This is a genomic window from Pseudomonas sp. UM16, assembly GCF_050312595.1.
Taxonomy (GTDB): Bacteria; Pseudomonadota; Gammaproteobacteria; order Pseudomonadales; family Pseudomonadaceae; genus Aquipseudomonas.
Map to the genome: position 1 here is coordinate 1 of NZ_JBNPJT010000033.1, position 20,121 is coordinate 20,121.

A 20,121-nucleotide genomic window follows, 5' to 3' on the forward strand; every position below is an offset into this window, starting at 1 on the left:
ATCGCCAGCTACAAGGATGGCGGCGTCAGCGCCGTGGTCTATGCCGGTGCCGATGGCAGCCTCAGCGTGCAAATGGTCCGCCCACCGGATGCGGCGCGCAAAGCACAAAATCAGCAGACCCGCGGCGCGGACCCGTTCATGTATGGCGCGCCGGGGTAGATAGCATGATTCAATTTATTGGCAAAACCTCAAACCAGACCCAACTCCACCTGCTCACCGCGCAGCCGCACCGGCCAGACCTGTAACGCCTGCTGCGTATCCTCCAGGCAACGGCCATCGCTCAAGCTGAAATGCTGCTTGTACAACGGCGCCGCCACCACCAATTCGCCCTTGAGATGGCCAACCAGCCCACGGCCGATCACATTGGCGCCGGACTTGGGGTCCTGGTTGTCCAGGGCAAATACCGGTATGTCCTGCTCCGGCAGATAGAACAGCGCTACCTGACGCCCCTCGAACCAGACCACCACCCCCGATTGCGCCACCAGATCGTGACGGCTGCAGACCGCTTGCCAGGCTTGTGGTTGCAGGTTTACAGCAGTATTGGACAGGCTCATCACAGCACCTCTTCAGTGGTCGGGATCAAATGCAGTTCAGCCGCGGCGATGGGCCGACGCTGACCACGTTCACGGACAAAATGCACACCAGGGTCAGGACGCTGGTCGTTGACGAAGGTACGGAAGCGTTTGAGTTTTTCCGGATCTTTGAGGGCATTGGCCCATTCGCATTGGTAACGGTCGACCACCATCTGCATCTGCGCTTCAAGTTCAGCACCCAGGCCCAGGCTGTCCTCGATGATCACCTGTTTGAGGTAATCCAGCCCGCCCTCCAGGCTTTCGCGCCAGACCGAGGTGCGCTGCAGTTTGTCGGCGGTGCGGATGTAGAACATCAACACGCGGTCGATGAGGCGGATCAAGCCGGCGTCATCGAGGTCAGTGGCAAACAGCTCGGCATGGCGCGGGCGCATGCCACCGTTGCCGCAGATGTACAGGTTCCAACCCTTCTCGGTGGCGATCACGCCGATGTCTTTGCTCTGCGCTTCGGCACATTCGCGGGTGCAACCGGACACCGCGAACTTGAGCTTGTGCGGTGAGCGCAGGCCTTTGTAGCGGTCTTCCAACCTCAAGGCCATCTGCACGCTGTCTTGCACGCCGTAGCGACACCAGGTACTGCCCACACACGATTTCACCGTTCGGGTGGACTTGCCATAGGCGTGGCCGGTTTCAAAACCCGCCTCGATCAGCTCGCCCCAGATCGCCGGCAACTCATGCAACTGAGCGCCAAACAGGTCGATACGCTGGCCGCCGGTGATCTTGGTGTAGAGGTCGTACTTCTTCGCCACCTGACCGATCACGATCAGTTTTTCCGGGGTGATCTCACCACCGGGAATCCGCGGCACCACCGAATAGGTGCCGTTTTTCTGCATGTTGGCCATGAAGGTGTCGTTGGTGTCCTGCAACGGCACCAGCGACGGGTCCATGATCGGCTGATTCCAGCAAGAGGCCAGGATCGAGCCTACCGTGGGCTTGCAGATATCGCAGCCGACATGACCGCGCCCGTGCTTGGCGAGCATCTCGTCGAAGCTGAGGATGCCTTCGACCCGCACCAAGGCATAGAGCTCCTGACGGGTGTAGGCAAAGTGTTCACACACGCTCTTGTCGACGCTGACGCCCCGGGCGATCAGTTCGTGTTCAAAGACCTGCTTGAGCAAGGCTGCGCAGCCACCACAACCGGTGCACGCCTTGGTCTGCTGCTTGAGCGCGCCGAGCTCGCCACAACCGTTGTCGATAGCGCTGCAGATCGCCGCTTTGCTGACGTTGTGACAGGAGCAGATGGTCGCACTGTCCGGCAAGGCGTCGGCGCCCAGGGTCGGTACACCAGACACTTGCGGGAGAATCAGCGCGGCAGGGTCGGCCGGCAGGCTGATGCCGTTCTGAGCGTACTGCAACAGCGTGTCGTAGTAGCTGTTGTCGCCGACCAGCACCGCACCCAACACACGTGTGCCGCTGGCATCGACCACCAAGCGTCGGTAGGCGGAGTTGGCTTCATCGATGAAGCGGTAGCTGCGCGAACCCGGCGTCGCGCCATGGGCATCGCCGATCGAGCCGACATCGACACCCAGCAGCTTGAGCTTGGTCGACATGTCTGCACCGGTAAAGCTGGCGGCGTCCTCGCCGGCCAGTTCCGCGGCAACATTGCGCGCCATGCTGTAGCCCGGCGCAACCAGGCCAAACACACTGCCGTTCCACGACGCGCATTCGCCGATGGCGAAGATCTGCGCATCGCTGGTGCGGCACGCGCTGTCGATGACCACGCCACCGCGCGCGGCGATGTCCAGACCGCTGCTGCGGCCCAGGGCATCCTGCGGACGAATCCCGGCGGAGAATACGATCAGATCGGTTTCCAGAAACTCGCCACCTTCGAAGTTCATTCGGTAGCGACAGTCCTGCCCCGCCTCTACTGACTGGGTAGCCCGTGACAGGTGCACGCCGACCCCGAGTGCTTCTATCTGCGCACGCAAGGCGGCACCGCCTTCGGCATCCAGTTGCACCGGCATGAGCCTCGGCGCGAACTCCACCACATGGGCTTCAAGGCCCAGGGATTTGAGTGCATTGGCGGCCTCAAGCCCGAGCAAGCCACCACCGACCACTACCCCACGCCGGGCATTGGCTGCTGCCGCGCGGATGGCATCGAGATCGTCGAGGGTGCGGTACACCAGCCGGGAAGCGCCCTCGCAGCCTTCTATCGGCGGCACGAAAGGATAGGAACCGGTGGCCAGGATCAGGTAGTCATAGGCGTAGCGCCCCTTCGAAGTCACCACCTCATGGCACTGGCGATCGATGTCCAGCACCGCTTCGCCCAGGTGCAGGTTAACGCCCTGCTCGGCGTACAAGCCCGCCGCCGCCAACGCCAGCGCCTCAGCATCGCTGCCGCTGAAGTATTCGGACAGGTGTACCCGGTCGTAGGCACGCTGGCGCTCTTCACCGAACACCCTCAGTTCGAAGCGGCTCAGGGCATCGCGTTCGATCAGTTGCTCAACGCAGTGATGGCCAACCATGCCGTTGCCGACAATGATCAGTTTTTCCCGCGGGGCGATGGTCATTGCTGCATTCATACCCGATCCTCACTCAAGGCCATTCACGGTGGCGTTGCTACCGGGGCGAGCCCGAAAAAACAAAAAAAGGCGCCTGGAGCCGAAGCTCCAGGCGCCTTTGCCTGGTCGTTTTATGTAGTTCCGAATGCGAATCGCCATTGACCCGCGGGAACGTTGTAGCAATACAAAAGCAGGGAGCATGCCAACTGCCAGAAACCATTGAAACCCGGGCGTTGTGATGCGCTTGAACCGTTTTCATCGACCCAGGCTGGTGCACCCCTCCCCTTAATGGGGCATTCAATACACGTCGCGCAGGTAGCGTTTGCTACGGCTCAAGTCACCGACATAAGCCTCGGCCCGCTCGACACTCATCGCACCGTGCTCGCGCACCACCTGCTTGAGCGCGGCGTCGACGTCCTGGGCCATGCGTGTGGCATCACCACAGACATAGAAGTAACCGCCCTCCTGCAGCCAGCGCCACAGTTGCGCGCCCTGCTCGAGCATGCGCTGTTGTACATAGATTTTCTCCGCCTGATCGCGGGAGAAGGCGGTGTCCAGCCGACTTAGGTGGCCGTCGCGCTGCCAGCTCAGCAACTCGTCACGGTAGTAAAAATCACTGGCAGCCTTTTGCTCACCGAACAACAGCCAGTTGCGTCCAGTGGCTGCCATCGCTTGGCGCTCCTGAAGAAAAGCCCGAAACGGCGCAACACCAGTGCCCGGGCCAACCATGATCACCGGCGCCGAGTTGTCTACTGGCAGACGAAAATGCTTGGTCGGCTGTGGGAAGATCGCCACCCGGCCTGTACCTGCACGGTCGGCCAGGTAGCTGGAACATACGCCCTTGCGCTGGCCATATCGGACGGTGGACAGGGTCAGGTGTACCTGCTCGGGATGTGCTTTTTGGCTTGAACTGATCGAGTAGAGTCGCGGCTGCAACGGTTTGAGGACGCTCAACCAGGTGTCCAGGTCCAGTAGCGGCGCACATGTCTGCAGCAGATCGACCAGTTGCTTGCCCCATAGCCAGTCCTTGAGTGCCGCTTTGTTCTGCGCCAGTAACAGTTGTTGCACGTCACCGTCAGGGCTGTGGCGGGCAACCACGTCGAGGATCTGCGGGGTGATACGGGCGATGTCCAGATGCTCGCTCAAGGCCTGCAGCAACGACATGTCGGGCTGCCCCTTGAGGCTGACGCAACGGCTACCCTCAAGGCCGCTTGCCAGCAGCCACTCCTCGACCAGCGCCGGGCAGTTGCGCGGCCAGACGCCCAAAGCATCACCGGCCTGATAGGTGAAGCCGCTGTCGCCTAGATCGAACACCAACTGGCGGGTTTCCTTGCTCGCACCGGGGCTGTTGAGCAATCGATTTTCCAGCAGACGGGCCGCCAATGGGCGCTGCTTACTGAAACCACTTGAGGCAGGCACCGACGCCTGCGGGATGGGTTCGCTGCCTTGATGCCCGAGCTTGCCGAGCAAGGCTTGCAGCCACTGTCCGGCTGGCTCACCGAAGTCACCTTCACAGTCTACGCGCTCGAGCAAACGCTGGCCGCCCAACTCCGCCAAACGCTGATCAAGCTTGCGCCCAAAGCCGCAGAACTGCTCATAACTGGAATCACCCAACGCCAGCACGGCATAGGGCAACCCTGCGCAGCGGCTCGAATGCTGGCCATGCAGGCCTTGCCAGAACGCCGCGCCGCTATCCGGTGCATCACCATCGCCAAAGGTACTGGCAATCAACAGCAGGCTGGCAGGATTGTCCAATTGCTCCAGCGCCACATCCTCCATGCAACTCAATTGCACCGCCAGGCCAACCTGGCGCAGGCGCTCGGCACACTGCTCGGCCAAAGCCTGGCCGTTGCCGGTTTGCGAGGCCCATAGCAGCAAGTGCTGGTCCTGCACCGACAGGCATTGCGACTCGAGCTCAGCGGCAGCAATACGCGCACCGGCCACGCGTTGCAACGCCACGGCGCAGTGCTTGAACGCGGGCTGCAGCGACACCGGATCAACGGCATCGCTGGTGACGGCATTGATTGCCAGGTTGTCGCCGTAGACATCGTTCCAGTGAAACGGGGCAAAGCAGTTACCCGGCAATACCCGCGTGCTGATCCGCGCAGGCAACACGGCTTGGCCACGGCGGGAGCGCACTTGCACCTGGTCCTTTTCGGCGATACCCAGACGCTCGGCATCTTCAGGATGAAGCTCGATAAAAGTGCCTGGATCAAGCTTGTTGAGCGCTGCAACTTTGCCGGTCTTGGTCAGTGTGTGCCATTGGTGCTGGACTCTCCCTGTATTGAGCACCAGGGCAAATTCGTCGTCAGGCAGCTCGGCAGCGGGTAGCCAGGGGCGGGCAAAAAAACGGGCCTTGCCGCTGCGGGTTGGAAAAGCAATGGCCGGTGCCGGGCTGGCGCCATCGTGATACAGCCTCTGGCTGATGCCGTCATTGCGATAGCGCAGCGGGCTGCGGTTGTCCGCTCGCCCCGGCGCACACGGCCACTGCTGCGACGTCTGACGCAGACGGGGGTAGCTGACGCCGCGCACATCGTAGCCAGTGTCTGGATTCCAGGCCCTGCGGATTTCTTCGAACACCGCCTCGGCACTGTCGTAGCTGAATGCCTCGGCATAGCCCATGGCACAGGCGACGCGGGCAATGATCTGCCAATCGGGCAAGCTCTCCCCGGGCGGCTCGACAGCCTTGCTCATCAAGGTCAGGTTGCGCTCGGAATTGATCATCACCCCTTCACCCTCGGCCCACAGCGCCGCGGGCAGGAGGATATCGGCATAGCGATTGGTTTCGGTGTCGAGAAAGGCATCCTGGGTGATCACCAACTCCGCCGCCTGCAGGCCGTCGATCACCTGTTGGCGGTTGGCGACACTGGCCACCGGGTTGCTGCAAATGATCCAGCACGCCTTGATCTGCCCGGCGCCAAGCTGTTCGAACAAGGCCACCGTGCCGTCGCTGGCTTCACTGCGCAGGCTGCCCGCAGGCACTTGCCAAAGCTGCTCGACGAAAGCACGGTCGCTGGCGACCAAGGCTGAACGCTGGCCGGGCAGGCCCGGGCCCATATAGCCCATTTCGCGCCCGCCCATGGCATTGGGTTGCCCGGTGAGCGAAAACGGCCCACTGCCAGGCCGGCAGATGGCGCCGGTGGCCAGGTGCAGATTGCACAGGGCGTTGGTCTGCCAGGTGCCATGAATGCTCTGGTTCAGGCCCATGGTCCAACAGCTCATCCATTCTGGGGCCTGGCCAATCCACTCGGCGGCCTGACGGATGTCGGCTTCGGCAAGCCCGGTGATGGCGGCGACGCGTGCGGGCGTGTAGTCCTCAAGAAACGCTGGCATGCCCTCCCAGCCCTCGGTGTAGCGGGCAATAAAATCATCATCACAGTGGCCGTTGTGCTTGAGCAGGTACAGCAGGCCATTGAGCAGCGCCAGATCAGTGCCCGGCTTGATCTGCAGGAACAAGTCAGCCTTGTCGGCGGTGGCGCTGCGCCGCGGATCGACGACGATCAAGCGGGCACCGGCCTTGAGCCGGTCGAGCAGGCGCAGAAAGAGGATCGGGTGGCAGTCAGCCATGTTCGCGCCAATCACGAAAAACACCTCGGCGCGATCAAAGTCCTGATAACTCCCCGGCGGGCCGTCGGCCCCCAGCGACTGCTTATAGCCGCTGCTGGCGCTGGCCATGCACAGGCGCGAGTTGGATTCGATATGCCGACTGCGGACAAAGCCTTTGGCCAACTTGTTGATCAGGTATTGCGCCTCCAGCGACATCTGCCCGGACACATAAAACGCCAAGGCGTCAGGCCCATGTTCGTCAAGGATCGCGCGCAGCCGCTGGGCAGCCTGGTCAATGGCCAGATCCATGCTTGTCTGCACCGGATCACGCTGGCGGTGATCACGCAGATAGGCTCGCTCCATGCGCCCTGAATCGCGCAACGGCTGATGCGCGGTCAGGCCCTTGGTGCACAGCCGACCGAAATTGCTCGGGTGCTGTTTGTCACCGCTGACCTTGGTTACCCGATTGCCTTCAACCGTCATGACGATGCCGCATCCCACCCCACAATACGGGCAAACGCTACGCACAGTGCTGCTGCTCATCTGCCGACCTCCTGCTTGCGCAAAAAAAAAGCGCCCTGCTGCCCCAGCTTGTGAAAACAAGCAGGGGCAACACGGCGCCTTTGTCGTGAACGGGGCAATCTGCGTTGATTGCCGGATGTTCAGGCCTTAGCAAGGGTCGCGCCAGAATGCGCGAAGTCATGCGGGACGGGCATCCACCGACAGAAACCCGTCGACGCCCTGCACCGCTATGGCTCAGTTGCACCATTGCATGGCACAGCCCGGCAACAGGCATTATCATTCGCGCCATCACGGCCGGCACTTGTCCATTTCCTTACCGGCCCCGGAGCTTTTTCATGGAAGAAATCGAGCAGCATTGGCTGTTTGCGCTTTCCGCGCCCATGGCCGCCCTCAATGGCGCCAGCTACACCGCCGCCACCTACTACGCACTTGAAGATGAAGACGAATCGGACCTGCAGAAATGGTGGGGGCTGAGCAATCGTCGACAATTACTGGACATGTTGCACATGGCCGATGACGGTCATGCCCGCGAAGTCAGCAATGCCTACTGGCAAGCAGCGCGTTGCCTGCCCAGCGAGTGGCAGGACGCCGTGGAACAACTAAACCCACGCCAACGCATCCAGTACCAATTCGCTTACCGCACCTTGCCTGATTGTGGCCAGGGCGGGGTGCGCGCCTGGGACCTGGGACGCATGGGCTTTTTGCTGCGCAGCGGCCTGCGCAAAGGCTGGATCAGCGCTGAGGAAAGCCTCTGGCTGCAAGGCCGCCTGGCCCTGCGCGCACGTCATTACTACAACGGCTGGAACAGCTACCTGGCCGGCTACATCTACGGCAAGGCGCTGTGGAACTGCTCCGACAGCAGTGATGATGACCTGGCCCAAGCGTTGGCCCGTCAGGGCGATGAACACTGGAATCGCTGCATCCTGATCAACCTCAACAATGGCGCCAGCAGCCTGCTCGCCAGCCTGCCCTGGGACCTGCCACTGGACCTGCCGGAACGCCCTGACACCCTGGAAGAGGACTGCTGGTCATGAGTTGCTGGATACACCTGGGCATTGAGCCGACCACAGACCCTGATGTCATTCGTGGTGCCTACCGCGCACGCTTGCCGCAGCACCACCCGGAAACCGACCCGCAGGGTTTCCAGGCTTTGCGCCAAGCCTACGAAACTGCCTTGAAACTGGCCCGTATGGAGCAGGACCAAGCGCCAGCAGATAAGCCGCAGGAACCTGTCGACAACGGCCCTGTAGAGCTCACCATGAGCGCCTTCAACGCCATGCTCGAAGACGCCAGCAAGCGCTTCGACCCGGCCGCTTGGCAGGCCTTTATCGAGCAGCTCGATCAGCTGTCACTGGCAGATCTGGAACAAGTCAGCTGGCACTTGCTGTACAACCTGATGCAGGCCGGCCCGTTATCGCACAATTGCGCGCAATTGCTGGCCAGGCGTCTGGGTTGGAGCCAGCAGTTGCTGCACTTGGAACAGCCGCGTCAGGCTGAAGAGTTCCTTGAGCGTATCGCTGAAGCGGACCCCTTCGACACCGCCCTGATGAAGGATTGGCCGCCGGTCGCGCAGATCGAGACCTTATGGTTTGCCCGCACGCTCGAGCACCTCTTTCACAACCGACCGCTGTTCGAATACAAAAGTTTTGCCAGCGCTCACACCTGCTTTGCCTTTCCCCCGGATGAGACCTTTGTCCAGCGTTTGCTGGTGCAGTTCAGCCAGGCCGGTATCGGCAGCAAGACCTTCTGCGCGATGATTACAGAGCAACAGCAACAGGCACCGGACGACGTCGATCTGTTGTACCTGCTTGCCCGCCAGCGTAGCTACACCGGCCAGGAAGAACTGGCGCGCCAGAGCTGGACGCAGCTGTGGCGCGAGCACCAGCATCCACAGGCGGCGCGCTGGCTGCTGGAGCTGTGCCAGACCCACCAGCCACAGCGTCTGCCCTTGCTTATCCAGGCCTTTGATCGCCTCGATCCGGTGTTGACCTGGCCCGATCATCTGGGCGAGCACACGCAAGTCTGGGGTAGCCCGTCACAGCGCCCGGAAACCCTGACCCGTTGGTTTGAAGCGGCGCGCAACGAACTTCCAGGTGTCGCTGGCACCTTCGTCAAATGGCGCATGAGCAGTGGCGATGAGTTGCCGTTGCTGGCCTGGCTGCTTGATGATCAGCAGGACGTTCAACTGCAGCGCCTGTATCGTCATGCCTGGGCCCTGCATCGTGGCGACAGTGATCTGCTGCGCCAAATACTCGCCGAACCGCTCAGCGACGACCCACTCGATGCGCTGATTCTCGAAGGTTTTCAGTACCAGGCTGAGCAACAGCTGCGCTGGTTGAACCAATCACCGATTGCCCTGGCCCTGACTGCCTTCATCAACAGCCCATCGGCGCACGCTCAACTGCCTGAAGCGTTGACCGACGACGACACCTTGACCGTGTGCCGAGACTGGATGCGGCGAGCGCGCAGCTATCCGGCTGCCGGGATCATCCGCCTGACTGAAGCGATCGAGCCGAGCTCCTTGTACCCGGTTCCGTTTGGGCTTGATCTGTTGGCACAACTGGCCACGATCGGCATCGAGCTGCCGCGCCCGCCAAGCGATGACGAGCTGTGGAACTGGCATCGCCAGAACCTGTTCATGCTGGCCCTGATCAATCAGCCGGAGCGTTGGCTGGCGCTGGTTTCGCCGCAATTGCCGGGGAGCCTGAGCTATCCGCCCAAGCATCCTTTTGCCCCGCTGCACCAATGGCTGATGCGCCTGCAAACTGAGCAAGGCCACCTTGACGGGCTACTGGGCTGGCTGGAGCCTGACGACCCGGTTCAGCAGTTGATGAGCAAAGGCCTGCTGACTGTGCAGCAAGCCCTGGACAGCGCCAAACTACCGAGCAATCAACAGCTCTATGCCTGCCTGGAGAATAATCCAAGCGCCTTCGACGACGACTTGCTGGGCTTGATGTTGCTCTGTGGCGTGCTCTATCACGACCCAAGCCTGAACGCCGAGCAGCACCGCAACCTGTTGCAGCGCATTGCCAACCTGACCTGCTCGCAGGACTGGTTCGAGCCGTTTCGCGCCGGCCTGATCAAGGGTGAGCCGGTGCACCCGCCGCGCAAACTGCTTGAAGAAGACCATCTGATCCATGCCCCGCTGTTCTATGCCGCGCTGGATGCACTGAAGAATCTGGTGCGTTTTGGCAACGACGGTGTACCACGGGCCAAAGTGCTCAAAGAGTTGCAGCGTGGTAAAGACTTTCCTGGCATGGACACCGGTATTCGCGCAGCCCTGACCGCGTTGCTGTCGTGGTCCGAGCGCCTGTTGCTGGCCAACGCTAGCAACCAGCCGGTGCCCGCATCACACGTATGGAAACTGGGTAGCCGCCTGGGTCGCAAGGGCTATGGGCTGCAAGTGCTCGGCAGCATCCTGCTCGGACCAATACTGACGATCATGGCGGCCGGTACACCGCTGCAGTATCTGTTCGGTCTGCTGTTCGTCGGCCTGTTGGGCAGTGCCAGCCTGCGTCGTTTACACGATATCGGCCGGGGTATCCCGACGCTAATCCTGTTCGCGGCGCTGCTGCCTTTTCTGCACTTTCTACCGGTGGTGTTGTTGTTTCTTCCGGGTGAACCACTGCCCAATCGCTACGGCGTAGCGCCGGTCAACGCAACGCAGTTCAACCTGCAGGCGGGCCTGCAAGCTGCCCTGCGGCGCTTGAACGGCTAAAACCTCAGTTGCTCCAGCGCCTCGCTGAGGCGCTTGCGCTGAGTGCTGATCTGATCGGCTTGCTGACCGGCCAAGGCATTGGAAAAATCATCCAGCCAGCGGCCGATCTGCTCGCGCTCATCACCCAAGCTCTGCATCCAGGCCCGCTCCAGACGGGCCAGCAAAGTGCGGTTGGGCAGTGCGTCGCGCGGGTGGATTTTCAATCCCGAGAGCCGTGCATGACTGGCCTGGCGCGCCTGTTGATCCAACCCCGTGGGGCTGCGGTCGATGCTGTGGCTATGCTGCTCGCCAGTGTCGAGCAGGGTCACGTCGACTTCCAGCAGGCCGTTAATGTCATAGCTGAAGCGCACATCCAGGCTCTGCAGCTTGCCATTGGGGGTAAGCGGTACGTCGAAGGCGTCAACAAAGATATTGTCTTTGACCCACGGCCGTTCGCCTTGGTACACCTCGACACGGATCGATTTTTGCTCAACATGGGTACTGCTGAAGCGCTCGACGCGCGACGTCGGGATCACCGTGTTGCGCTCAATGATCGGCGAAAACACGCCCGTCACCGCCTCGCTGCGGCAGGTGTTAATCCCCAGGGTGTAAGGGCAGACATCGGTGAGGATCAGCTCTTCGATGGCTTCGTCACGCGCCTTGCAGGCCGCCTGAGTAGCGGCGCCGAGTGCAACGATGGTGTCGGGGTCCAGGTGCCGGTAAGGCAGACGACCAAACAGCGTGGCAACCATCTGCTGCACCGCCGGCATGCGCGTGGCGCCGCCTACCAGCACCAGGCTGTCGAGGTCCTTGGGGCTGACCCGGGCATCCCGCAGCGCCTGTTCGATCGGCGTGCGAATGCGCCCAAGCAGCGCCGCCCAGATCTTCAGCGCACGAGGCTCGTCCAGCGACCACTCGCGGTTTTCACCGGCACCGTTCCAGCTCAGATGCTGCTCACCCTCGCCCAGCTTGCACTTGAGCTGCTCGATGGCATCGGCAAGGCTGGCCAGGGCTTGAGGTTGCAGTGCCGAGGGTTTCAGTTGCCAGTCCTTTAGACAGGCTTGCAGTAACGCTGCGGTAAAGTCTTCACCGCCGAGGAAGTTGTCACCGGTCGAAGCATGCACCTCGATCAGTGGCAGCGCGTATTCCAGCACAGTAACGTCAAAGGTACCGCCGCCCAGGTCGAAGATCAGTGTGCGTTCGAATTTCTTTTCGTGCAGCCCGTAAGCCATGGCCGCAGCCGTTGGCTCATTGATCAAGCGTTGCACTTTCAAGCCGGCCAGTTCGGCGGCAAAGCTGGTGCGTTTACGCTGCTCGTCGCTGAAGTACGCCGGTACCGAAATCACCGCTTCGCTCACCGGGCAGCCGAGAAACACTTCGGCATCGGCTTTCAAGGCACCAAGCACCAGGGCTGAGAGTTCTTCGGGGCTGAAGTGCTGGTCACCGAGCTCGAGCTTTTTATCACTGCCCATGAAACGCTTGAAGGCCGCGACGGTACGCTCAGGGTGGGTGGTCAGACGCGCTCGTGCGGCCGAGCCGACCAGGATACTGCCGTCGTCGTCGAGACTGACCACCGAAGGGGTGAGGACATCGCCGAGGGCGTTGGGGATCAATTGCGCATGACCCTCGCGCCAGACCGCCACCAGGCTGTTGGTGGTGCCCAGATCGATACCCAGCAAAGGCGCTGGGGAAGTGCTTGCATCCTGCATGATCGTTCTCTTGCTCAGTAGGGGCTGGCACGGAGAAAACTGCGGCGTACCAGCGTGCTGGTGGATTCTGGACGAAATCCAGAAACAAAAAAAGCGACCCTAAGGTCGCTTTCTTTGTTGCTTCCGGGTGTTCAGTGGGCCCTGGAAGCTAAATATGGCGCAGCGGACGGGACTCGAACCCGCGACCCCCGGCGTGACAGGCCGGTATTCTAACCGACTGAACTACCGCTGCGCAGTTGGACTTGCGTCCGGTTCCTCTCTGATAACACCTTCTTGCGAAAGTGTCGGGTCAGGAACATCTCAGGAAGTGGTGGGTGATGACGGGATCGAACCGCCGACCCTCTGCTTGTAAGGCAGATGCTCTCCCGGCTGAGCTAATCACCCTTCGTCTCGGTGTGGCGCGCATTCTACGGAGCACCGAACACTCTGGCAAGCACTTTTTTAAAAAATTTTTTCAGGCGTTCCAACGACTTAGCGGGCTTGGCCTAAAGTGCCCGCTCGGAGAATAATGCCCTCCTTATGTGTTAAGGAGAGATTCACCCCATGTGGTTCAAAAACCTGCTGACCTATCGCCTGACCCAGGATGTCCCGTTCGATCCCGAAGCACTGGAAACCGCTCTGGCCAGCAAGCCGGCGCGCCCTTGCGCCAGCCAGGAGTTGACCACCTACGGTTTCGTCGCCCCTTTCGGCAAAGGCGAAGATGCACCCCTGGTCCATGTCAGCGGTGACTTCCTGCTGATCGCTGCGCGTAAAGAAGAACGCATCCTGCCTGGCAGCGTGGTGCGTGATGCGGTTAAAGAGAAGATCGACGAGATCGAAGCCGAGCAGATGCGCAAGGTCTATAAGAAGGAGCGCGATCAGATCAAAGACGAGATCATCCAGGCCTTCCTGCCGCGCGCCTTTATTCGTCGCTCGATGATCTTCGCCGCCATCGCCCCCAAGCAAGGCCTGATCCTGGTCAACTCGGCCAGCGCCAAGCGTGCCGAAGACCTGCTCTCGACCCTGCGCGAAGTCATGGGCTCGCTGCCTGTGCGCCCGGTGACGGTAAAGATCGCCCCGAGCGCGACGATGACCGACTGGGTCAAAACCCAGCAAGCTGCGCCCGACTTCTATGTACTGGACGAATGCGAGCTGCGCGACACCCACGAAGACGGTGGCATTGTTCGTTGCAAACGTCAGGACCTGACCAGCGACGAGATCCAGCTGCACCTGGGTACCGGCAAGGTCGTGACTCAGCTGTCGCTGGCCTGGCAAGACAAACTGTCGTTTGTACTCGACGACAAAATGGTCATCAAACGCCTGCGCTTTGAAGAGCTGCTGCAGGACCAGGCTGAAGAAGACGGTGGCGACGAAGCGCTGGGGCAACTGGATGCCAGCTTCACCCTGATGATGCTGACCTTCGGCGAATTCTTGCCGGCGCTGTTCGAAGCGTTGGGTGGCGAAGAGATTCCGCAAGGGATTTAACGCTTAAGCGGCAAGCCTCAAGCTTCAAGTAAACGCCAGAGCCGTAACCGGGCTGGCTTTACTTGAAGCTTGAAGCTTGTAACTTTAAGCTAACGACCTGTGAGGACGACCTCACGACGCACCGCGTGACCATCCGGGGACGGCCCCATCAACTGATGGAGACTCTGCATGTCCTGGATCATCCTGTTTTTCGCCGGCCTGTTCGAAGTAGGCTGGGCCGTCGGCCTCAAGTACACCGATGGTTTCACCCGCCCTCTTCCCACTGTGCTCACCATTGGCGCCATGGTCATTAGCCTCGGCTTGCTGGGCCTTGCCATGAAAGAGCTGCCGCTGGGCACCGCCTATGCCATCTGGACCGGCGTCGGCGCAGTCGGCACGGTGATTGCCGGCATCATCCTGTTTGGTGAGTCCATGGCCCTGGTGCGCCTGGCCAGTGTCGCGCTGATCATCACCGGCCTGGTTGGTCTCAAGGTCAGCGCCAGCTGACCTTGCCCCTCTCCGTCAGCGTACATCGCCACGCAACTGGCTGACCCGCTCACGCAACAACGCCGGCTCCGCAGCCTCCACGGCAATGGCGGCGCCGGCCACCAAGGTCACCCGCGACCACAAGCGACGAAAGAAGCCTTTGCCCGGGTCGCGACTGAAGAAGCTCCCCCACAATCCCTGCAACGCCAGCGGAATCACCGGCACCGGGGTGTGCTCAATGATTCGGCTCAACCCGCCTTTGAATTCATCAATCTCACCATCAGTGGTCAGCTTACCTTCGGGGAAGATGCATACCAGTTCGCCATCGGCCAGGTAAGCGGCAATCTGCTTGAACGCCTGTTCGTAGGTCGCTGGGTCTTCATTGCGCCCGGCAATCGGGATCGCGCCTGCGGTGCGGAACACAAAGTTGAGCACCGGCAGCCGGTAGATCTTGTAGTACATGACAAAGCGAATTGGCCGTCGCACCGCGCCGCCGATCAACAGCGCATCCACGAACGACACGTGATTGCAAACCAGCAGTGCTGCGCCCTCTTCCGGGATCTGCTGCAGGTCACGGTGCTCGACCCGGTACATCGAGTGGCTGAGCAACCAGATCATGAAACGCATGCTGAACTCAGGGACGATGCGGAAGATGTAGGCGTTAACGCCAATGTTCAGCAGCGAGACCACCAGGAACAGTTGTGGAATGGTCAGCTCAACCAGGCTCAGCAGGATGATGGTGACGATCGCCGAGACCACCATGAACAACGCGTTGAGGATGTTGTTGGCGGCAATCACCCGCGAACGCTCCTGCACCGCCGTGCGCGACTGGATCAATGCGTACAGCGGCACAATGTAAAAGCCACCGAACACTCCAAGGCCGACAATCGACAGCAAGATCCACCAAGCCTGGGCCATGCTCAGCAGCGTCAGCCAGTCGTGCGGAGTGGCTGCCGCCGGCACATCGCCCGAATGCCACCACCAGAGCAAACCGAACAACGTCAGGCCAAAGGAGCCGAACGGCACCAGGCCGATTTCCACCTTGTGGCCGCTGAGGCGCTCACACAGCAAGGAGCCCAGGGCGATTCCGACCGAAAACAAGGTCAACACCAAGGTCACCACGGTTTCGTCGCCGTGCAGCCAGTCCTTGGCATAGGCCGGAATCTGCGTGAGGTAAATCGCCCCGACAAACCAGAACCAGGAGTTGCCGACAATCGAGCGCGACACCGCCGGGGTCTGGCCGAGCCCCAGGCGCAAGGTCGCCCAAGACTGAGTGAAAATGTTCCAGTTCAGCTTCATCTGCGGCGAGGCCGCACTGGCGCGGGGAATCCACTGGCTGGACAGGTAGCCCAGGGCCGCCACCGCTACCACGGCACTCGCAACCACCGGCGCATAATGCGAGCTGGACATCATCACCCCAGCGCCAATGGTGCCGGCCAAAATCGCCAGAAAGGTGCCCATTTCCACCAGGCCGTTGCCACCGACCAGCTCTTGCTCATGCAACGCTTGCGGCAGGATCGAATATTTGACCGGCCCAAACAGCGCCGAATGCGTGCCCATGGCAAACAATGCCAGCAGCATCAGGATCAGATTGTTGGTCAGAAAACCGATGGCACCGACGGCCATGATGCCGATTTCAGCCAGCTTGATCAGGCGGATCAGGGCATCCTTGGGGTATTTTTCGCCGAATTGGCCTGCCAGGGCCGAGAACAGAAAAAATGGCAAGATGAACAGCAAGGCGCAGAGGTTGATCCAGATCGAGCGGTCACCGTCGATGGCCAACTTGTAGAGAATGGCGAGGATCAATGACTGCTTGAACAGGTTGTCATTGAACGCACCCAGCGACTGGGTAATGAAGAACGGCAAAAACCGTTTTTTGCCAAGAAGGCTGAATTGCGAGGCTTGACTCATCGTCCGTGTACCTGAGTGGGGCTTTGTAATTGGAGGCGCTCAGGCCGCACAAAGCCACAATCACTCAGGTAATTGCAATCTACTTCTGTAAGTTGGCAATACACGGCGAGACGAACAACTCGCCGCGCCAGGCGCCGCGCAGGGTCAGGCTGGCGACCATCATCCACAAACCTACCAGCGCCACCACCAGCACCAGGCCCATGTGCTGGAAGAAGGCCAAGCCCAACCAGGCACCGAGCTTGAGGGTGGCCAGGCTGTAAACCCCAAGTGGGAAGGTAAAGCCCCACCAGCCAAGGTTGAAAGGCATGCCATGGCGCATGTAGCGCAGGGTGATCAGCACGGCGGTGAGCAACCACCACAAGCCCGCGCCCCACAGTACGATGCCGGCGACCAGGCCCAGGCCGCGGGCGATCTCACCGAGGTTGCCAAAGCCGTTGGCAGCGAAAATCGCCGGTGCTTCAGCGCCCAACAGAAGCATGCCCAATGCGCCGGTACCAATCGGGCCAAGCGCCAGCCAGCTGGACGCAGCCATGTTGGCGTGCGGCAGTTTGTGCAGGGCCATGCGCAGCATCAGGATGGTCAGGATGCTGAAGGCCACCGGCAGCGACACCGCCCACAATACATAGCTGGTGATCAGCACGAGGAACTGACTGTGGGCATCCAGCAGGTGCGGCGCCAACTGGCCACCGCTGGCAGCGGCAACCTCAGCAGCCACCACCGGCAACAGCCAGACCGCCGTCATCTGGTCGATACTGTGCTCTTGGCGGGTGAACATCAGGTAAGGAATGGCTACGCCACACAGCAGCGCCAGGCCAACATCAAACCACCACAGTGCTTCGACCCACGGCACGATACCTTCGCCCCAGCGGTTGATACCGAACAGCAAAAAGCCGTTGAGGATGGTGGCCAGCCCCATGGGAATGGTGCCGAAGAACATCGACACGGTGGAGTGGGCGAAAATCTGCCGCGCTTCGTCGAAGAACATCAGCCAACGGGCGGCATAGAGAACGCTGAACAACACGAACAAGGCAATGGTCAGCCACCACAGGGCTTCTGCAGGCCCGTGCAAGGCGTCCATGCCAATTTGCATGAGGGCCAGGGCCAACACCCCGGTGCCCATGGTCGCGGCGAACCAGTTGGGGGTGAACTGACGGATGACTTCACGCGGGTGAGCCAAGTGGCTCAGCGGGCGCAAGGGCGAAGTGGTCTGTTGCAAGCATGGCATGGTCGGAGTCTCCTGTAGGCCGGTGACGTGGGACCATCTTATGCCCGCAAAGAATATCCATATAACGGGTATTTTCTCTATCTGTTATCGGTTTTATAGATATACAACTTCTGTTCGCCATTGCCTGCCCGCGCGTATGCTTGCTCGGCGACAGCCCCGCGATGGCAACAAGGACGTGACAATGCTCAACGCCGTAAAACGCTACAGCCTGCAGGTACGTCTGCTGCTGGCTACCACTTTTGTCTTGACCCTGGCCCGGGCGATCACCCTGCCCTACCTGGTGGTCTATCTGGCGCAAAACTTCGACCTGGACATCAGCGCTATCGGTTTGATCATCGGTGGCGCGCTGATTGTGGCCTCGCTGCTGAGCCTGTATGGCGGCTACCTGATCGATACCCTGCGCAGCTATACCGTGATCATCGCCTCGACCCTGGTGTTTGCCGTGGCCTTTGTCGGCGCAGTGGTCAGCCGCGAACTCAGCCTGTTCTTCACCAGCCTGGTGCTGATCAACCTGGCCCTGGCGGTGGTCGATATTGCCGCCAAGGCCGGCTTCTGTACGCTTCTGGGGCTGGAGGAACGCGCCGAAGTGTTCTCGATCAAGTACACCTTGAGCAACGTCGCCTACGCGGTCGGGCCGTTTCTGGGTGTAGCGCTGATCATGCTCGACGATCACCTGCCGTTTCTGGTGTCTGCACTGCTGGGCCTGGCCATGTGCTTGAGCTACCGGCGCTGGGGCGAGCGTTCGGCACCGGCACGCCTGGACGGCAGCCCACAGGCTGGCTTTTTCAGCGTGGGCGGGCAATTGCTCAAAGATCGCCGACTGATCTGCTTCACCCTCGGCGGCGCGCTCAGTGCCGTGGTGTTCGGCCAGTTCACCGCTTACCTGTCGCAGTATCTGGTGGTGACCCTTGATGCCACCCAGGCAGCGCACTACATCAGCTACCTGGTCGCCACCAACGCAATCACCGTGATCGCCCTGCAGTATGTGATCGGCCGGCGCATCAGCAGCCGTCACCTTATGCCGTGGCTGATGGCAGGGATGGTGCTGTTCCTCGCCGGTTTGCTGGGTTTCTCTCTGGCCCAATCGCTACTGGTCTGGTGCCTGGCGATGCTGGTGTTCACCTTGGGCGAAATCATCGTGATCCCGGCCGAGTACATGTTCATCGACCGCATCGCCCCGGAGCACCTGCGCGGGGTGTATTACGGTGCGCAAAACCTGTCCAACCTCGGTGCCGCCCTGGGCCCGGTGATGTGCGGTTTTGCCCTGGCGCACCTGGTGCCGGTGGCCACCTTCTATCTATTGATTGGCTCGGTGCTGCTGGCGGCGCTGTTTTATTACCTGGGGGCTCGGCACTAAGCAGTCCCCCACAACCAGCGTCGACAAATCGCAAAACTGTAGGTGTTTTCTGTAGGACCGTTCTGAATCATACTTCCGGCGCCGTTGCTCTGTTGTGCCAGGCCCTTCATGGGCCTAGGCTGCTGTCGTCGTTGCGAAACCACAACGATCGGATTTAGCAGTCCGGAACATTCATATGAGGTCGACGGCACACCGCTGATATGGCGGTTGTACGTGGGGCACCTTCGGGTGCGCCGGGTTCCTCTATGACCGGTCTGCTAACCCGCGTACAGCTGCCACCCTTCGTTTAGCAGCGAGGTGTGGTTGCTTCACTCATACATAGAGGCCAACCATGAAAAAGCTCGTCCCCGACCCACCCATTCTCGACCTTTCCCACGCCACCACCGCCAACACCCCGTTCGGTACCAACCTCATGTTCAACGTCCGCGAAGGCATACCTGCCGAAGAAGCGCTGCTGCATGCCTGCCAACTGCTGCGTTGTGCCGAAGCCACGGTGAGCGATGCGCTCGATCATCTCTCCCGCAATGATCGTTCCCTGGTCTCGGGTGCCGGCCAGCATATCGAGGCGGCGCATGCCCTGGTCGATGCAGTGCTTGATGGGGTTGGCGTGCAACGGATCTTCACTCCCCATTAACCAAACGCAGCTTGATAGCAACGCGGGACAAGCCCGCTTCTGCCGGAGAGTAGGAAGCTGGTGGGGCCTGCCTCGCGCCTTGCACCATAGATCTTCATAGAGACTGCACGAGAGCTTACATCGCAATACAGGCTAATCATTGCTGACATAATGTATATCCCCCATCAGTACTGTAGAACGTCAGCCTTGGTTTTGATGAAAGGTACGTTTGGAGACAAGAAAGACCTGATAAATTCAGCGACCTTTTCTTTTTGTTTTCTTTTGCAGAAAACATTAACCCCACCATTGGTTACATGTTCATCGCCCTTTTGTATGATGCTGTACTTAAATCGACGATTTCTCTATTAGTAACAACCGCGAGCTGGGTGATTTCTTTCCACTCAAACGCATAGTGATGGTATTGGGTATGCATTTCCCGATAATTCTTTGAGTACGCCATTGAGAGATACGTCAAACCCACCCCGCCTGGGCCTATCAACGCGCCGAGCAAGAATGACGGA

At 60.5% G+C, this 20,121-nt stretch carries 13 protein-coding genes, 2 tRNA genes and 1 pseudogene; 7 read left to right on the forward strand and 9 right to left on the reverse strand.

What is annotated here, in order from left to right; translation table 11 throughout:
- A partial coding sequence (locus tag ACQRAX_RS25025; protein WP_427867762.1) for a hypothetical protein occupies nt 1-159 on the forward strand: 159 nt, incomplete at its 5' end.
- Between the two features lie 29 nt (nt 160-188).
- Here ACQRAX_RS25025 and nirD read toward each other — a convergent pair.
- The 3 genes from nirD to ACQRAX_RS25040 all read right to left on the reverse strand — a co-directional run bounded on the left by nirD (nt 189) and on the right by ACQRAX_RS25040 (nt 7,180).
- Complete coding sequence (gene nirD, locus ACQRAX_RS25030; RefSeq protein ID WP_412041587.1) at nt 189-554, reverse strand: nitrite reductase small subunit NirD; 366 nt, start codon at nt 552-554, stop codon at nt 189-191.
- Nucleotides 554-3,112 carry a nitrite reductase large subunit NirB gene (nirB, locus tag ACQRAX_RS25035; protein WP_412041586.1) on the reverse strand — a complete coding sequence of 853 codons (2,559 nt, stop codon included), beginning with the start codon at nt 3,110-3,112 and terminating at the stop codon, nt 554-556. The genes nirD and nirB overlap by 1 nt, the downstream gene beginning before the upstream one ends.
- A 276-nt stretch (nt 3,113-3,388) precedes the next feature.
- Nucleotides 3,389-7,180: a molybdopterin-dependent oxidoreductase gene (locus ACQRAX_RS25040; RefSeq protein WP_412041585.1), complete on the reverse strand. Its 3,792-nt coding sequence runs from the start codon at nt 7,178-7,180 to the stop codon at nt 3,389-3,391.
- A gap of 314 nt (nt 7,181-7,494) precedes the next feature.
- Here ACQRAX_RS25040 and ACQRAX_RS25045 point away from each other — a divergent pair, with 314 nt between their 5' ends.
- Both ACQRAX_RS25045 and ACQRAX_RS25050 read left to right on the forward strand, forming a co-directional pair.
- Nucleotides 7,495-8,193 carry a DUF1266 domain-containing protein gene (locus tag ACQRAX_RS25045; RefSeq protein ID WP_412041584.1) on the forward strand — a complete coding sequence of 233 codons (699 nt, stop codon included), beginning with the start codon at nt 7,495-7,497 and terminating at the stop codon, nt 8,191-8,193.
- Nucleotides 8,190-10,877 (forward strand): DUF805 domain-containing protein, encoded by a 2,688-nt coding sequence (locus ACQRAX_RS25050; RefSeq protein WP_412041583.1) that lies wholly within the window; start codon nt 8,190-8,192, stop codon nt 10,875-10,877. Before ACQRAX_RS25045 ends, ACQRAX_RS25050 begins: the two co-directional genes overlap by 4 nt.
- On the opposite strand, the gene ACQRAX_RS25055 is transcribed toward ACQRAX_RS25050, so the two are convergent.
- The 3 genes from ACQRAX_RS25055 to ACQRAX_RS25065 all read right to left on the reverse strand — a co-directional run bounded on the left by ACQRAX_RS25055 (nt 10,874) and on the right by ACQRAX_RS25065 (nt 12,949).
- Nucleotides 10,874-12,565, reverse strand: coding sequence for an Hsp70 family protein (locus ACQRAX_RS25055; protein WP_412041582.1), 1,692 nt, complete (start codon nt 12,563-12,565; stop codon nt 10,874-10,876). The two genes, ACQRAX_RS25050 and ACQRAX_RS25055, sit on opposite strands and share 4 nt — an antisense overlap.
- Nucleotides 12,566-12,720: 155 nt before the next feature.
- A tRNA-Asp gene (locus ACQRAX_RS25060) sits at nt 12,721-12,797 on the reverse strand.
- Nucleotides 12,798-12,873: 76 nt separating this feature from the next.
- Nucleotides 12,874-12,949 (reverse strand) — tRNA-Val (locus tag ACQRAX_RS25065).
- A 159-nt stretch (nt 12,950-13,108) separates the two neighbouring features.
- On the opposite strand from ACQRAX_RS25065, the gene rdgC reads away from it, so the two are divergent.
- Entirely contained in the window at nt 13,109-14,029 is a 921-nt protein-coding gene (gene rdgC, locus ACQRAX_RS25070) for a recombination-associated protein RdgC (protein ID WP_412041581.1), read from the forward strand.
- A gap of 168 nt (nt 14,030-14,197) precedes the next feature.
- Nucleotides 14,198-14,515, forward strand: coding sequence for a quaternary ammonium compound efflux SMR transporter SugE (sugE, locus tag ACQRAX_RS25075; RefSeq protein ID WP_412041580.1), 318 nt, complete (start codon nt 14,198-14,200; stop codon nt 14,513-14,515).
- 15 nt (nt 14,516-14,530) lie between these two features.
- On the opposite strand, the gene ACQRAX_RS25080 is transcribed toward sugE, so the two are convergent.
- Entirely contained in the window at nt 14,531-16,405 is a 1,875-nt protein-coding gene (locus ACQRAX_RS25080) for a 1-acyl-sn-glycerol-3-phosphate acyltransferase (RefSeq protein WP_412041579.1), read from the reverse strand.
- Between the two features lie 79 nt (nt 16,406-16,484).
- Entirely contained in the window at nt 16,485-17,630 is a 1,146-nt protein-coding gene (locus ACQRAX_RS25085) for a TDT family transporter (RefSeq protein ID WP_412041578.1), read from the reverse strand.
- A 181-nt stretch (nt 17,631-17,811) separates the two neighbouring features.
- Between ACQRAX_RS25085 and ACQRAX_RS25090 the strand changes: the two genes are divergently transcribed.
- Together ACQRAX_RS25090 and ACQRAX_RS25095 are read left to right on the forward strand one after the other, a co-directional pair.
- Nucleotides 17,812-18,987: an MFS transporter gene (locus ACQRAX_RS25090; protein ID WP_412041577.1), complete on the forward strand. Its 1,176-nt coding sequence runs from the start codon at nt 17,812-17,814 to the stop codon at nt 18,985-18,987.
- A gap of 331 nt (nt 18,988-19,318) precedes the next feature.
- The gene (locus ACQRAX_RS25095) at nt 19,319-19,621 is read left to right on the forward strand and encodes a DUF6124 family protein (protein WP_412041576.1); all 303 of its coding nucleotides are present in this window, start codon (nt 19,319-19,321) and stop codon (nt 19,619-19,621) included.
- A gap of 289 nt (nt 19,622-19,910) precedes the next feature.
- On the opposite strand, the pseudogene ACQRAX_RS25100 reads toward ACQRAX_RS25095, so the two are convergent.
- Nucleotides 19,911-20,121 (reverse strand): annotated as a pseudogene (locus ACQRAX_RS25100) (hypothetical protein); the annotation flags it as partial.